The sequence below is a fragment of the Actinomadura sp. SCN-SB genome (genome assembly GCF_043906805.1).
GTDB lineage: Bacteria > Actinomycetota > Actinomycetes > Streptosporangiales > Streptosporangiaceae > Spirillospora.
Map to the genome: position 1 here is coordinate 66,585 of NZ_JBIMPP010000018.1, position 13,203 is coordinate 79,787.

The window sequence follows — 13,203 nt, forward strand, 5'->3', positions numbered from 1 at the left end:
CTCACCGCACCCACCTTCACTGCAACGAAAGGCCCTGACCATGAAGATCCGCCCTTCCGTCCCCGCCCCGCTCGCCAGATCCGCCCGCCGGCTCGGGGCGATCCTGGCGATCGTCCTCGTCGGCTTCCTCGGCGGGCTCGGCTACGGGCTTCTCAAGCCCCCCTCGTACACGGCAACGGCGTTCGTGCTCGTCGTCGGCCAGCCGGACGCGGGCATCGCCGCGGTGCAGTTCGCGCAGGCGTACACGCGGCTGGCTCCCCTGCCGGAGACGCTGGCCTGGTCGTCCAAGGGCCTGCCGCCCGAGGAACGGGAACGCGCCCGTCGCAACCTCCAGGCGTCATCCTCGCCCGACGCCCCGCTCGTGCGGCTCACCGGTACGGCGGACACGCCGGTGCGGGCGGCCGAGTACGCCAACGCCGCCGCCGACGCGCTCGTCCGATACGGCACCGCGCACCAGCAGGAGACAGGGGTACGCGTCGCGCTCATGACGCAAGCCGAGGCGCCCATCGCGCCAAGCTCTCCCAACCTGACGATGAGCGTGGCGGTGGGCACCGCCACGGGCCTGCTGCTCGCCGGACTGGTGGCCGCCACGGGCCTGACATCGCACATCCGCGCGTGGCGCGAGTTCATGCAGGCACAGCAGCCGACGCAGGCGCCGAAGACCGCACAGGTCCCTCCCCCTGCTTCTTCGCAGGAGGACTACGCGGAGGCCAAGAAGTGACGGGCGTCGGGCTCTACACCGGCGATGTCCATGCCGGTGTCCATGCTGGTGTCCATGCCAGCCACTCGGGCCGGCAGGTGGACGTGTGCCGTGACGGTGCCAACCTGGCAAGGTTGGGCGTCCCGGTGTTAACCATGCTGCGCGGCGACGAGCCGTACAAACGGAAGTGGCGCCCGGTTCCCGTTCACAACGAACGGCTGATCTTGGGACGGGCCCCGGCCGCGTCCCTCTACGCCGCAGCCGCCCGCTGCCACGCGAGGCTGAGCGCGACCCGTAAACACCACTTCGCCCACGCGGGACCGAACCATGGCTGAGTCGAACTTGCCTTTGCGTGTGCTGCATGTCAGTCAGCCCGTGGCGGGCGGGGTGGCCGTGTGCGTGGCCAACATAGCCGCCGACCAGCTACGGCGCGGCTGGGAGGTCGCGGTGGCGTGTCCTCCCCAGGGCGACCTTGCTGCGAGCGTGAAAGCCTCGGGTGTGCTGCAGTTGCCCTGGCATGCCGGGCGCTCGCCTGGCCTGTCCACGTTGCGGGAAGCCCGCGACCTCTGGTCGATCGTGCGGCGCCTGGCACCCGATGTGCTTCACCTGCATTCGTCCAAGGCGGGCCTCGCCGGGCGTCTCCCCCACTATGCGGACGGGACGCCGACCATCTTCCAGCCGCACGGGTGGTCATGGCTCGCCGCCACTGGTCCGAAGGCGAAGGCCGTCCTGCGGTGGGAACGGTACGCGGCGCGCCGACGCACGGACGCGCTCATCTGTGTCGGCGCAGGAGAACTGCACCAGGGCCAAGCCGCCGGGGTGCATGGCCCCTACCAGCTCGTACGCAACGGGGTAGACCTCAGCAGGTTCACTCCGGCGGATGACGACGACCGCCGCGCGGCCCGTGCCGCACTCGGGGTGCCACAGGACGTGCCACTGGCGGTGTGCGTTGGACGTGTCACGCGGCAGAAGGGCCAGGACATCCTCCTTGAGGCTTGGGCAGCGGTGAGGGAGCAGTGCCCGCACGCGCTACTGGCCCTTGTCGGTGACGGTGATGGGCTGTTGCGGCTTCACGTGCGTGACGGGGACGGTGTGTTGCTCGTTCCCGCGGTTCCGGACACGAGGGACTGGCTGGCGGCTGCTCACGTGGTGGTCGTGCCCTCGCGCTGGGAGGGCCTTCCCTTAGTGGCGCTGGAAGCGCTGGCCCGTGGCCGTTCCCTGGTGTGCAGCGACATTCCGGGTCTCGCGGAGGTCGTCCAGGACGGAGTGGGGGCGGCCGTACCGCCGTGTGACGCCGGGGCGCTGGCCGCCGCGATCGCTCACAGGCTGTCGCGTCCCGCCGAGGCCGACGCGGAGGGACGCGCGGCGGCGGGGGCGGCGGCGCGGTACGACCTGTCGCTCACGCTGGCGCGGCTGGCCGCCCTCACCGCCGGGATCGCCACCGGCGACACCGAGTTTCAGGAACCCGCGGAACCGGCCGAATTCTTGCCGAACAACTCCCGGTAGGCGACGGCCGAACGGGGATTCGCGGTGCACTGCCAGATGCCGTGCGGGCAGTAATCCGTGATCGTCTGGTAGAGCACATTGTGCGAGGATATCCATTGATGCATTCCCCGGATATAGTCGGGATTGTCGGAGTTGCGAAACAATCCCCATTCGGGGAAGGACATGGGCTTGCCGTGCCGCGTCGCGAATTCCGCGTGGGCCTGTAGGCCGAACGGCTCCCGCACATGCTGCTCGAACGTCGCGCCCTTCGGCTGGTCGTAACTGTCGGACCCGATGATGTCCACGACGTCGTCACCCGGGTAGCAGTCGGCCCACGGCACCGCGTCGCGCCCGCGCGTGAAGGTGAAGTCGAACCGGAAGCGCGCCCCCTGCACACCCCGCATCGCGGCCACGATCCGCCGCCAGTACGCCTTCCACGCCTGCGGGTCGGGACCGCACCGGCCGCTGTAGAAGGCGCCGTTCATCTCCCACCCCAGCACCAGGATCGCGTCCTCGGCGCCCTCCGCGACCAGCCGTTCCGCCAGCACGCGGTAGTGCTGGTCATAGGAGCCGGAGGCGCCGCCGCGCAGGAACGAGGCCACCATCGCGTCCGGCATGCCCGCCTCGTTCGGCGCGGCCATCGGCACGTTGATCACCAGCAGCCTGGCCGGGTCGGCGCGCCGCCACCGCGCCCACGGCCGTATCAACCCCACCGGCCCCTCGACGCCCGCCCAGGTGTCGCCCGGCAGGTAGGTGTGCCCCACGGTGGCGGGGCGGCCCAGCCACCGGCCGAAGGAGTCGACTCTTACCAGAGCATCGGCCCCAGAGCCGACGAAAATTCCCAGCGCCGCCCCTTGATGCCATTCCCCGTACCGATGCCATTCCCCGTACGAACGGGACCCGTCAGCCCATGCGCCGACCACCACCGCCAGCGCCAGCGCAACGGCAACGGCAAGGGCCGTCATCGGACGGCTGAAAAATCCGATGCCAGATCTGCGGCGCGCATATCCGAATGGCCGACGGGAACAATGGCCTGCACCGGTTTCCATGCGTACGATATTCGTGCCGGACACACCCGGTAACGGACGATCACACGCGACCGGCACCAGAATTTACCTCGCCCTGAGGAGCCTTTCGATTATGCCTGCCCGTTCGCTGTTCCACCCGGTCGAACTGTTCCACACCGTGGAAAAGGGTCCGTGACGGCGATGCCGTTCCGTCCCGACCACGACCCGCCGGCGCTCGACCGGAGCCTGCCGGTCGTGCTGCTGCGCACCGACCGCAACCCGTTCCACCACGGCACGCTGGGCGCCATCCGGTCGCTCGGCCGGGCGGGCGTACCCGTCCACGCCCTGCTCGAAGACCGTCTCGTCCCGGCCGCGCACTCGCGTCATCTGCGCGGGCGCCATCCCTGGGGCCCGTCGCCGCGGCGCGATCCCGGCGCGCTGACCAAGCATCTCCACCGCGTGGCCGCCCGGGCGGCCACGCGTCCCGGGGTCCGCCCGCTGCTGGTGCCGCTGGACGACGCGGGCGCGATCTTCATCGCGGAGCGGGCGCACGACCTGTCCCCCGCGTTCGACTTCCCCGAGCAGGAGCCCAGCGCCCCGGTCCGGGTCGCCGACAAGTCCATGCTGCTCGCGCAGTGCGACAGGTACGGCATCGACTGCCCCGAGAGCGTCCTGCCCGGCTCGCGCGCCGAACTGGACGAGGCCGTCGCGCACCTGGGCCTGCCGCTGGTCGCCAAGTGGTCACGGCCGTGGCTGCTGCCGCGCGGCCATCGCAGCACCGTGGTGCTCGACCGCGCCGCCGCCGTCCACCGGCTCTTCGACCTGGCCGGGACGGAGCCCTGCGCGGGCGCGGGGCCGCTCATCCTCCAGCGCCGCATCCCGCCGGACGGCGGCGACTGGTTCTTCCACGGCCACTTCGACCGCGACCAGAACTGCGTGTTCGGCGGCACGGGACGCAAGCATCTCGCGCATCCGCCCGAGGCGGGCCACACCGTCGCCGGGGAGTGGGTGCTCAACCCCGTGCTGGAGGGCCTGGCCCACAAGATCGTCACGATGCTCGGCGTCCGCGGCATCGTCGACCTCGACTTCCGGTTCGACACCGTCACCGGCACCTACCGCCTGCTCGACTTCAACCCCAGGCTCGGCGCCCAGTTCCGCCTGTTCCACGACGCCGGCGGCCTCGACCTGGTCCGCGCCCTCCACCTGGAGCGCTCCGGCCGCGACGTGCCCACGGCGCGGCCCCGGTACGGGCGCACGCTTCTGGTCGAGCACCAGTTCCTGCACCACACCCTCACCCGCCCTGGCCCGCGGGCCACGTCATGCCGCAAGGTCTACCGCGCGTTGCGCACGGCGGCCGAGCCGGCCTGGTTCGCCGCCGACGACCCCCTGCCGTTCCTGACCCTGGGGATGCGTGTCATGGCCCTGGGGATGCGCAGCGTCGTCACAGGCCGCGGGAAGGGCTGACCACCCGCCCGTACAGCACGGGCACCACATCTCAACGGGGGTACGCGAATGAACGACTCGATCGCCGACGCGCTCGTCGTCGGGGCAGGGCCCTACGGCCTCTCGACAGCGGCGCACCTTCGGCACCACGGCCTGGACGTCCGTGTCATCGGGACGCCGATGGAGTTCTGGGACGCCTGCGTCCCGCCCGGCATGTTCCTCAAGTCCGAACCGTTCGCCTCCAGCCTCGGCGCCCCCATCGCGGGCGCCCGGTTCACCGATCTGCACCCTGGCTGGCGCACCGGACGCCCCATCCCTGTCTCGACGTTCGTCGAGTACGGGCGCTGGTTCGCCGAGCACCTCGTCCCGTACACGGAGCACGCCGAGGTGCTGCGCATCGAGCGGGCGCGGGGCCGGTACGCGGTCACCCTCTCCACCGGGGAGGTCGCGCAGGCGCGCACCGTCGTCGTGGCCGTCGGCGTGCGGCCGTTCGCCTACACGCCCTCCACGCTGGCGACGCTGCCCGCCGAACTGGGCACCCACACCGTCGCCCACCGCGACCTCGACGACTTCAAGGGCAAGGAGGTCGCCGTGGTGGGCGCGGGCCAGTCCGCGCTGGAGACGGCCGTGCTGCTCGCCGACGCGGGCGCGCATCCGCAGGTCATCGCGCGCACCCCGCGGCTGGCCTGGAACTCGGTCCCCGCCTCGTCGCCGTCGATCGTCAACCGGCTGCTGCGCGGGCCGCACTCGGGGCTGGGCCGCGGCTACCGCACCTGGCTGTGGTCGGAGCATCCGTGGGCGACCCGCCTGCTGCCCGACGCGACCCGCCGCCACCTCGTGCGCACCACCCTCGGCCCGGCCGGGGCATGGTGGCTGAAGGAGCGGCTCGACCATCGGATCGAGGTGTTGACCGGACGGGTCATCATCTCGGCGGCGGAGGAGGGCGGACGGGCCGTCCTCACCACGGCGGGGGACGAGGGGTACCGCTGGGAGCACCGCGTCGACCACGTCATCGCCGCCACCGGGTACGTCCCCGACCTCGACCGCGTCACGATCCTCGCGCCCGAGCTGAGCTCGGGGGTGCGCGTCAAGCTGCGCACCCCGGTGCTGGGCCGGAACTTCCAGAGCTCCGTCCCGGGCCTCTACTTCACCGGGCTCGCGGCGGCGGCGAGCTTCGGCCCCGTCATGCGGTTCGTGCACGGCGCCGACTTCGCCGCCCGCCGCATCGCCGCGCACATCGCGTCCCGTCTCGGCGCGCGGGTGAACGGGAGCGCCGACGCGGGGCACACCGCAGCGGGTTCACAAGCGGCGCCGAAGGTTCCGGTAAAGCCTTCGTAGATCCCGCATCGGGGCCCAGGTCGCCACGCACGGTGTTGCTAGCGTTGCGGAGCGTCATCGACTTCTGGTCTCGGGGAGATCCGCGATGCAGCCGGCACCGATCCACGACGGGGGTCACCTACCCCCGGATCGCACGCCGCCTGCCCGCCTGCCCGCCTTCCGCGGGCAGGCGGGTCTCTCGCGGCCGGCCGGGGCGCTGCTGCTGAGAGCCGTAGTGAAAACGGTGCTCGTCGGCGGGCTCGCCCTGGCGGGATGGCTCGTGCTGTCCGCCCTGGCGGGCCAGCAGGCGTCCGCCGACGCTCACGGAGGGCTCGGTGACACGGTGCGCGACCTCGGCGGCATCGCCGGTCACCCGTTCGGGCCCGCCGACCCCGCGCCGCGTCCCGCGCTCACCGAACGTACCGCGCTGACCGAACGCACGGGGCCGCTCGCGAAGGGCACGGCGCCGGTGACGGCTTCGGCGGACCGGCTGCTCTCCGCGCTCACGTCGCAAGAGGCGCGGCTCCCGCCGGAAGCCGGCGTCCCCGCGTCGCCCACGACGGACGACGCCGACACCGGCTTCCCGGCGACCGATGACCGCGACACCGGGCACGGCGATCCCGATCCGCGCCTTCTCCGTCCCGGGACGGCCACGACCGGCAGGTGCGACCTGTGCGCCGGGCACGGCACGCCCGTCCCCCGACCCGACCTTCCGACGAGCCAGGACGACCTCAGCGGCGTGGCACCGCAGGCCGGGCAGGCACCCGGTCCCGTGGCGGGCCCGCCGCCGTCCCTTGTCCACGCCGCACCGGCCGTCACGGGCGTGCGGACCCCGCCGGCGACGGTGCTGAAGGACGGTTCCTCGCCCGAGCGGCCCACGATCGTCCCCGATTAGAACCGGCCGCGGCCGGTTCCGCGCCCGGCCCGCGCGACCCGCCCTCGCCGGGAGGGCACGGACATCGCGGCGCACGGCGCTCCCGCGCCCACAACATCTCGTTTCCCGATCCGGCCGCGGGCGGCAGTGCCCGCCGACCGGCGCACAGGACGCCCTCGCGCGTCAACCGCACACCCGAACAAGGAGAAGAAGGATGCGCAACTGGACCAGGCACGTCGGCCGCGCCATCGTGGTGGCCGCGGGCGTCGCGGCCATCGGAGCCGGCCTCGGCTCCGCCAACGCCGACACACGGAGCGTTCCCGCCAATACCGACCCGGTCAGCGGGCTGCTCGGCTCGCTGGGCACCTCGGGCCTGCCCATCGGTAGCTCCGGGAACGGCCTCGCCAACCCGGGGGGACTGAAGCAGCAGGGCGGCCTGCTCCAGCAGCCGCCCTCCGAGATCAACTACAACGACGACCGCGCCCGTACCGCGCCGGGCGGCCCCGGGCCGATCGGTGGGCTCGACCAGGCCCTGGCCGGCGCCATCACCGGCCAGCTCCTCCAGGCGCTCCAGAACCAGACCCAGGGACCGCCGCAGCAGTACACCGAGGAGCAGTACTCGGACTCGGACTCGTACTCGGACAACGCGTATGTGGCTCCCCAACAGCAGGCGGGGACGACCCAGCAGCAGACCCCGTCCCAGCAGCAGGGGCAACAGCCCGGCCAGCAGGGGCAGCAGGGGCAGCAGGGCCAGCAGCAAGGCCAGGGGCAGCTCGGCCTGAAGCAGCCGAACACCGGGCTTCCGCTGAACGTCGGCAAGAACAGCCCGCTGTTCCCCTGACGGTCGTTCCCGACCGAGGACGGGGGTGGCGCGCCGCTACGGGCGTGCCGCCCCCGTCCCCCATCCAGCGAAGGACCGCACGACATGCGACGAGTGCGAAGAGCGCGACAAGCAGGTGCGCGATGAGGGGGTCGCCGCCGAAGCACGCACCATACCCTCCCGGCTGGATCTCCAAGCCGCTGAGCGCCATGGTCCCGGACGAGCTGGAGGACCTGCGCGCGGCGCTGTGCCGGGAGTCGCCGCCCGACGGGGCCCTGCTGCGCGCCATCGACGGGCAGCTCGCCCGGCACGCCGCCTCCACGGCGCACACGGCGGCCCGCCCCGATCCCGACGAGTCCGACGACTGGGCCTGGGCGCACTGAGCCCGGCGACCCCGGGCTCGGCGCCCCAGGGTCAGCCCAACCGGCCCGCGGTCTGCGCCGCCCGCTCCTCGTCGTTCACCGAGATCAGATACTTGACCAGGGACGTCAGCACGGCCTTCGCGGACTCGCGGCGGCGCGCGTCGCACAGCACCACCGGGGTCGCCGGGTTCAGGTCCAGCGCCTCCCGGATCTCCGTCGCGGTGTACTCGTAGCCGTCCTCGAAGCAGTTCACGCCGATGATGAACGGCAGCCCGCGGTTCTCGAAGTAGTCCACGGCGGGGAAGCAGTCGGCCAGCCTGCGGGTGTCGGCCAGCACGATCGCCCCGAGCGCGCCGTGCGACAGCTCGTCCCACATGAACCAGAACCGGTCCTGGCCGGGCGTGCCGAACAGGTAGAGGATCAGCCCCTCCCTGATCGTGATCCGGCCGAAGTCCATGGCGACGGTCGTGGTCGTCTTGCGGTCCACGCCGGAGATGTCGTCCACCCCGACGCTCTGTTCGGTCAGCACCTCCTCGGTCTGCAACGGCCGGATCTCGCTGACCGCGCCGACGAAGGTGGTCTTGCCGACCCCGAAGCCCCCGGCGACCAGGATCTTGACCGCGAGCGGCATGGCCGCCGCGCCGCCACCGGCTGGCGGACCGCCCGCGCCCTCGGACGCGTGGTCGGAGGGGGCGTCAGAGCGCCTCGAGTCCATGGAGCACTTCCCTGAGCAGATGTTCGGTCACAGTGGGGCTTTCCTGTTGCGGGCGCCGTACCGCGATCAGCCGGTGGGCGAGCAGGTCGCCCAGCAGCACCCGGACCACCACCAGCGGCAGTCCCAGCCGGGCGGACACCTCCGCCACGGAATGGGGCCGCATGCACAGGTCGACGATCGACAGGTGCTCGGGTCCGATGTCGGGAGACGCCCCGGTCGGGGTGGCCACCGTGGCGATGATCGCGATCATCTCGAAACCCTCGCCGTCGGTCCTGGGCCTGGCCCGGCCGCGGGTCAGCGCGTACGAGCGGACGAGGGGCCCGGCCTCCTCGTCGAGCCATTCGTTTCCTGGGCCGCTCATCGCCCCGTCACGACCCCTCGTCGAACTCGATCGTCGACTCGGTGCGACCGCGCCGCGTGCCGCGCTGGATGGAGGACATCATCGAGCGCAGCTCCTCCGGGGAACGCTCGGCGCGCGGCGGCGGCTGCTCGGCGACGGTCTCGCCGGAGGGCTCCTCGCGGAGCTGCGGCGCGAGGTTGGCCTGACGCACCCGCCTGGGCAGGTCGGGCCGGCCGCCGCGGCCGCGCCCTGCACCTCCCGGCGGACGCCGCAGCGACCCGGTGCCACCGCCCCCCGGTCTGCGTTCGCGTTCCGGACGCAACTCCTGCACAGGACGGGACGACGCCCCCTCCGGCACGGGTTCCGGCCCGTACGCACCCGGTATCGGCGTGCCCTGCGTGGGCGTCCCGGTGGGAGGCGTGGAGGAACGCGGGCTCATCGGGGGCGGCGGCGCGGTGGTGTCGTGCTGGACGGGCGGGAGCGGCCCCGTCGTGTGGGTGGGGAGGGGGCCGGTGCCGTCGGCGGGACCGCCGGAAGCGTACGGGTCGGGCATGGGTGGCGGCGCTTCCCCCTGCTTCCTGCGGTGCCGCGCACCGCGAGGAGGTTCCGGTTCGTTGGAGTGCAGGCGCAGCACCGACCCGCCGGAGTCGGCGGGCAGCGCGTTCCTGTCCGCGACACCGTAGCCACCCTGGCCGCCGCGGACCACCCCAACCGGAACCAACGCGTCCTCGCTGCGCCGGGTGAGCGCCAGCCGCGACTCGGCCCCGTCCAGCTCGTAGCTCTCGCCGTCGCCGTGCACGACGATGTCCTCGGGGATCAGCACCACGGCGCTCATCCCGCCGAACGGCGAGGTGCGCAGCGTCACCCGGATCCCGTGCCGCTGCGCCAGCCGTCCCACCACGAACAGGCCGAGCTGGGCGCTGTCGGACAGGTCGAACTCCGGCGGGTTGGCCAGCCGCTCGTTCGCCGCGGCCAGGCTCGTCTCGTCCATGCTCAGCCCGCGGTCCTCGATCTCCAGGGTGAAGCCGCGCGCGACGGCCTGCCCGGTCACCTGCACGGTGGTGTGCGGCGGGGAGAACGAGCACGCGTTCTCGATCAGCTCGGCCAGCAGGTGGATGACGTCGGCGACGGCGACGCCCGCGATGGCCGCCTGCGACATCGGCGCGACCGTGACCCTGGTGTAGTCCTCCACCTCGGAGGCGGCGGCGCGGGCCACGTCGATGACCGCGACCGGGTTGCGCCAGCCGCGTCCCGGCGCCTGCCCCGAAAGGATGATGAGGCCCTCCGCGTGGCGGCGCATGCGGGTGGCCAGGTGGTCGATGCGGAACAGGTCCTCCAGGTCGTCCGGCTCGGTGATCCGGCGCTCCATGGAGTCCAGCAGTTTGAGCTGCCGGTGCAGCAGCGTCTGGCTGCGGCGGGCCAGGTTGACGAACACGTCGCTGATGCCGCGGCGCAGCCCCGCCTCGTCGACCGCTCCGGCGATCGCGGTGCGGCGCGCGGCGTTGAACGCCTGGCCGACCTGGTCGATCTCCTCCGTGGCGAACGACAGCGGCGGCGCCTCGGCGGCGACGTCCACGTCCTCTCCCCGGCGCAGCCGCTGGATGACGTTCGGCAGCCGGGAGCCGGCCAGGTCGAGCGCCTCCCGCTTCAGCCCGTTCAGGTCGCGGATGACCGAGCGCGCGGCCCAGGTCGCCAGCGTCACCGACAGCACGACCGCGAACAGGCCCAGCACGCCGGCCGCGGCGACCCGCAGGATGATGGCGTCGGAGATGGGACGGGCGCGCGACTCGGAGGCGGCCGCCAGCGACAGTTCCAGACCGCGCAGCCGGGTGAGGTTGGACTCCAGCGTCGTCTTCCACAGCACCGGGGTGTCGTCCCCGGCCCTGGGGAGCGCCGGCGCGTTGACGAACCGGTTCTCCAGCGTCCGGAGCCGGTTGTACTCCTCGGTCGTGGTCACCCTGCGGTAGTAGGTCTGGTCTTCCGGGCGCAGCTCCGGCGCGGCGATGTTGTAGAGCGACCGCTGCGTGCCGACCAGCTTGACGAACTCGGCGTGCTCGGCGCGGGTGAAGCGGCCGGACGCCAGGACGCCCGCGAGCAGCGCGTCCTCCTGCGACAGCGCCTCGCGGGCACGGGCCAGCGCGACCAGCGTCCGGGAGTCTTTGGCGACCTCGGCGTTGCTCAGTGTGGACAGCGTCCCCTGGAGGGTTCCAATGTTGCCGATCAGCCCGCTGTAGTCGGCGAACGCCTGCGTGCGGGACGTGCGACCGCCGTCGATGGCCGTCCGCTTGGCGCCCAGCCCGTTCAGCCCGCTGATGATGGTGCCGGCCAGCCGGCGGGTCTGGGCGGGGGCGTCGTCCAGCGCGTCCTTGTCGCTGGCCAGCCGCCGGAACAGATCGGCCTGCCGGTCGGTGACCAGTCGCGCCGCCTCCATCACCGCCAGGTCCCCGGGCGTCTTGCCGCCCAGGTAGACCATGGTCGCGCGGCGCTCGGCCTGAAGGGAGCTGCCGAGGGCGCCCGACGGGTACTCGAAGTGGTCCTGGACCGTCTCGACGTTCCGCAGGTTGAGGCCCTCTCCCAAGGTCACGCTGGCCGCGAACGCCCACAGCACCGTGAGCGACACCAGGGACACCAGGACCAGCGCCGTGACCTTGAAGCGTACCGTCCTGAACCGCCCGGTTCCCGGTCGAGGACGCCGATGACTGATGCGTGAACCCATTCGACGGTCCTTAGATCGCACTGAGGCCGCTCTCCGTTAGCCGACGGTCACTGATCGCAGAGAGGGTACAGCTCCAACTGATCATTTGGGCGGGTTGTGGAGAGAGATCTGAATCATTCGGATTCGCTGGGCATGAGCGGTATCCACGGGCCTACAATCCGCGAGCGTGATCTTCAACAGGCAGAGAGTGACCATGGACGGACCTCCCGGCAGGCGCCGGCGGCTGCCGGTGGTGGCCGCGGCGGCCGTGGTCACCGCGGCCCTGGCCGCCGGATGCAGCGACTCCTCCAACGCCGCCCGCACCTCGCTGCCGCAGATCCCGGCGCAGCAGGTCATCGGCGCCACCGAGGGGCGGCTGAACCTGGTCGCCTGGACGGGATACGCCGAGGACGGCAGCACCGACCCGAAGGTCGACTGGGTGACCCCGTTCGAGCGGGCCACCGGCTGCAAGGTGACGACCAAGGTGGCCGACACCTCCGACTCGATGGTGGCGCTGATGAAGACGGGCCGCTACGACGGCGTGTCGGCGTCCGGCGACGCCAGCGTCCGCCTCATCTACGGCGGTGACGTGGCGCCGGTGAACACCTCGCTGCTCAGCAACTATCCCGACATCGCCGACTTCCTGAAGGAGCAGCCGTACAACTCCGTCGGCGGTCAGATGTACGGCGTCCCGCACGGTTACGGCGCCAACTACCTGATGTACCGCAAGGACAAGCTGCCGCGTCCGCCGACGTCGTGGGACGTCGTGTTCGAGCGGAACTCCCCGGCGGCGGGGAACATCACGGCCTACGACTCGCCGATCTACATCGCCGACGCCGCGCTGTACCTCAGGACGCGCCGCCCCGAGCTCAAGATCACCGACCCGTACGAGCTGACCGAGGAGCAGTTCGACGCGGCCGTGGACCTGTTGCGCCAGATGCGCACCAACATCGGGCAGTACTGGCACAGCTACGCCGACTCGGTGCAGTCCTTCACCATCGGGGACAGCCATGCCGGCACCACCTGGCAGGTGATCGCCTCGCTGGCCAAGGCCGAGGGCGCCCCCGTCGAGACGGTGCTGCCCGCCGAGGGCGCCACCGGCTGGTCCGACACCTGGATGATCTCGTCCCGGGCGCGCCATCCGAACTGCATGTACCGGTGGATGAACTGGATCACGACGCCGAAGGTGCAGTCCCAGGTCGCCCAGTGGTTCGGCCAGGCCGCCGCGAACCCCAAGGCGTGCCGGTACACCAAGAAGGGGTTCTGCGCCGAGTACAAGGTCGGCGACGCCGCCTTCTACAAGAAGATCGCCTTCTGGAAGACGCCCGTGACCGCATGTGGCGATTCCCGTGGCGACAACTGCGTGGACTACTCACGCTGGACTCAGGCCTGGGCTGAAATCAAGGGATAAGCAGGAAGGGGCCGCCCAGCCAGACCGCAGCACA

Annotated in this window: 12 protein-coding genes; 8 read left to right on the top strand and 4 right to left on the bottom strand. The window is 71.8% G+C overall.

All coding sequences use genetic code 11. From position 1 onward, the window contains the following. The first annotated feature begins 40 nt into the window (after positions 1 to 40). On the top strand, positions 41 to 721 hold the full coding sequence (locus ACGWYJ_RS14620) for a hypothetical protein (RefSeq protein WP_395106474.1): 681 nt from the start codon (positions 41 to 43) through the stop codon (positions 719 to 721). 333 nt (positions 722 to 1,054) lie between these two features. After that, complete coding sequence (locus ACGWYJ_RS14625) at positions 1,055 to 2,206, top strand: glycosyltransferase (protein WP_395106475.1); 1,152 nt, start codon at positions 1,055 to 1,057, stop codon at positions 2,204 to 2,206. On the opposite strand, the gene ACGWYJ_RS14630 is transcribed toward ACGWYJ_RS14625, so the two are convergent. Beyond that, complete coding sequence (locus tag ACGWYJ_RS14630) at positions 2,158 to 3,234, bottom strand: glycoside hydrolase family 26 protein (protein ID WP_395106476.1); 1,077 nt, start codon at positions 3,232 to 3,234, stop codon at positions 2,158 to 2,160. The two genes, ACGWYJ_RS14625 and ACGWYJ_RS14630, sit on opposite strands and share 49 nt — an antisense overlap. Positions 3,235 to 3,393: 159 nt before the next feature. Between ACGWYJ_RS14630 and ACGWYJ_RS14635 the strand changes: the two genes are divergently transcribed. The 5 genes from ACGWYJ_RS14635 to ACGWYJ_RS14655 all read left to right on the top strand — a co-directional run bounded on the left by ACGWYJ_RS14635 (position 3,394) and on the right by ACGWYJ_RS14655 (position 8,029). Then, positions 3,394 to 4,656, top strand: a complete 1,263-nt coding sequence (locus tag ACGWYJ_RS14635; protein ID WP_395106545.1) for an ATP-grasp domain-containing protein — start codon at positions 3,394 to 3,396, stop codon at positions 4,654 to 4,656. 48 nt (positions 4,657 to 4,704) lie between these two features. Next, a complete protein-coding gene (locus tag ACGWYJ_RS14640) occupies positions 4,705 to 5,973 on the top strand; it encodes an FAD-dependent oxidoreductase (RefSeq protein ID WP_395106477.1) in 1,269 nt (422 codons plus the stop codon). Positions 5,974 to 6,058: 85 nt separating this feature from the next. Further along, a complete protein-coding gene (locus tag ACGWYJ_RS14645) occupies positions 6,059 to 6,847 on the top strand; it encodes a hypothetical protein (protein WP_395106478.1) in 789 nt (262 codons plus the stop codon). A 193-nt stretch (positions 6,848 to 7,040) separates the two neighbouring features. Then, entirely contained in the window at positions 7,041 to 7,667 is a 627-nt protein-coding gene (locus ACGWYJ_RS14650; protein WP_395106480.1) for a hypothetical protein, read from the top strand. A gap of 122 nt (positions 7,668 to 7,789) precedes the next feature. Continuing rightward, on the top strand, positions 7,790 to 8,029 hold the full coding sequence (locus ACGWYJ_RS14655; protein ID WP_395106481.1) for a hypothetical protein: 240 nt from the start codon (positions 7,790 to 7,792) through the stop codon (positions 8,027 to 8,029). Between the two features lie 31 nt (positions 8,030 to 8,060). Here the strand turns inward: ACGWYJ_RS14655 and ACGWYJ_RS14660 are convergent, their stop codons facing one another. The 3 genes from ACGWYJ_RS14660 to ACGWYJ_RS14670 all read right to left on the bottom strand — a co-directional run bounded on the left by ACGWYJ_RS14660 (position 8,061) and on the right by ACGWYJ_RS14670 (position 11,779). After that, positions 8,061 to 8,639 (bottom strand): ATP/GTP-binding protein, encoded by a 579-nt coding sequence (locus ACGWYJ_RS14660; protein WP_395106547.1) that lies wholly within the window; start codon positions 8,637 to 8,639, stop codon positions 8,061 to 8,063. Positions 8,640 to 8,703: 64 nt separating this feature from the next. Next, positions 8,704 to 9,084, bottom strand: a complete 381-nt coding sequence (locus ACGWYJ_RS14665) for a DUF742 domain-containing protein (protein ID WP_395106483.1) — start codon at positions 9,082 to 9,084, stop codon at positions 8,704 to 8,706. Positions 9,085 to 9,091: 7 nt separating this feature from the next. Next, entirely contained in the window at positions 9,092 to 11,779 is a 2,688-nt protein-coding gene (locus ACGWYJ_RS14670) for a nitrate- and nitrite sensing domain-containing protein (RefSeq protein ID WP_395106484.1), read from the bottom strand. A 166-nt stretch (positions 11,780 to 11,945) separates the two neighbouring features. Between ACGWYJ_RS14670 and ACGWYJ_RS14675 the strand changes: the two genes are divergently transcribed. Next, a complete protein-coding gene (locus tag ACGWYJ_RS14675) occupies positions 11,946 to 13,169 on the top strand; it encodes an ABC transporter substrate-binding protein (protein WP_395106485.1) in 1,224 nt (407 codons plus the stop codon). Positions 13,170 to 13,203 lie beyond the last annotated feature (34 nt).

Excerpts from the sequence above, each read along its gene's own strand:
- ACGWYJ_RS14620 (WP_395106474.1), top strand. The coding sequence starts at position 41 with ATGAAGATCCGCCCTTCCGTCCCCGCCCCGCTCGCCAGATCCGCCCGC.
- ACGWYJ_RS14640 (WP_395106477.1), top strand. The coding sequence starts at position 4,705 with ATGAACGACTCGATCGCCGACGCGCTCGTCGTCGGGGCAGGGCCCTAC.
- ACGWYJ_RS14655 (WP_395106481.1), top strand. The coding sequence starts at position 7,790 with ATGAGGGGGTCGCCGCCGAAGCACGCACCATACCCTCCCGGCTGGATC.
- ACGWYJ_RS14660 (WP_395106547.1), bottom strand. The coding sequence starts at position 8,639 with ATGCCGCTCGCGGTCAAGATCCTGGTCGCCGGGGGCTTCGGGGTCGGC.
- ACGWYJ_RS14645 (WP_395106478.1), top strand. The coding sequence starts at position 6,059 with ATGCAGCCGGCACCGATCCACGACGGGGGTCACCTACCCCCGGATCGC.
- ACGWYJ_RS14630 (WP_395106476.1), bottom strand. The coding sequence starts at position 3,234 with ATGGAAACCGGTGCAGGCCATTGTTCCCGTCGGCCATTCGGATATGCG.
- ACGWYJ_RS14665 (WP_395106483.1), bottom strand. The coding sequence starts at position 9,084 with ATGAGCGGCCCAGGAAACGAATGGCTCGACGAGGAGGCCGGGCCCCTC.
- ACGWYJ_RS14635 (WP_395106545.1), top strand. The coding sequence starts at position 3,394 with ATGCCGTTCCGTCCCGACCACGACCCGCCGGCGCTCGACCGGAGCCTG.
- ACGWYJ_RS14650 (WP_395106480.1), top strand. The coding sequence starts at position 7,041 with ATGCGCAACTGGACCAGGCACGTCGGCCGCGCCATCGTGGTGGCCGCG.
- ACGWYJ_RS14670 (WP_395106484.1), bottom strand. The coding sequence starts at position 11,779 with ATGGGTTCACGCATCAGTCATCGGCGTCCTCGACCGGGAACCGGGCGG.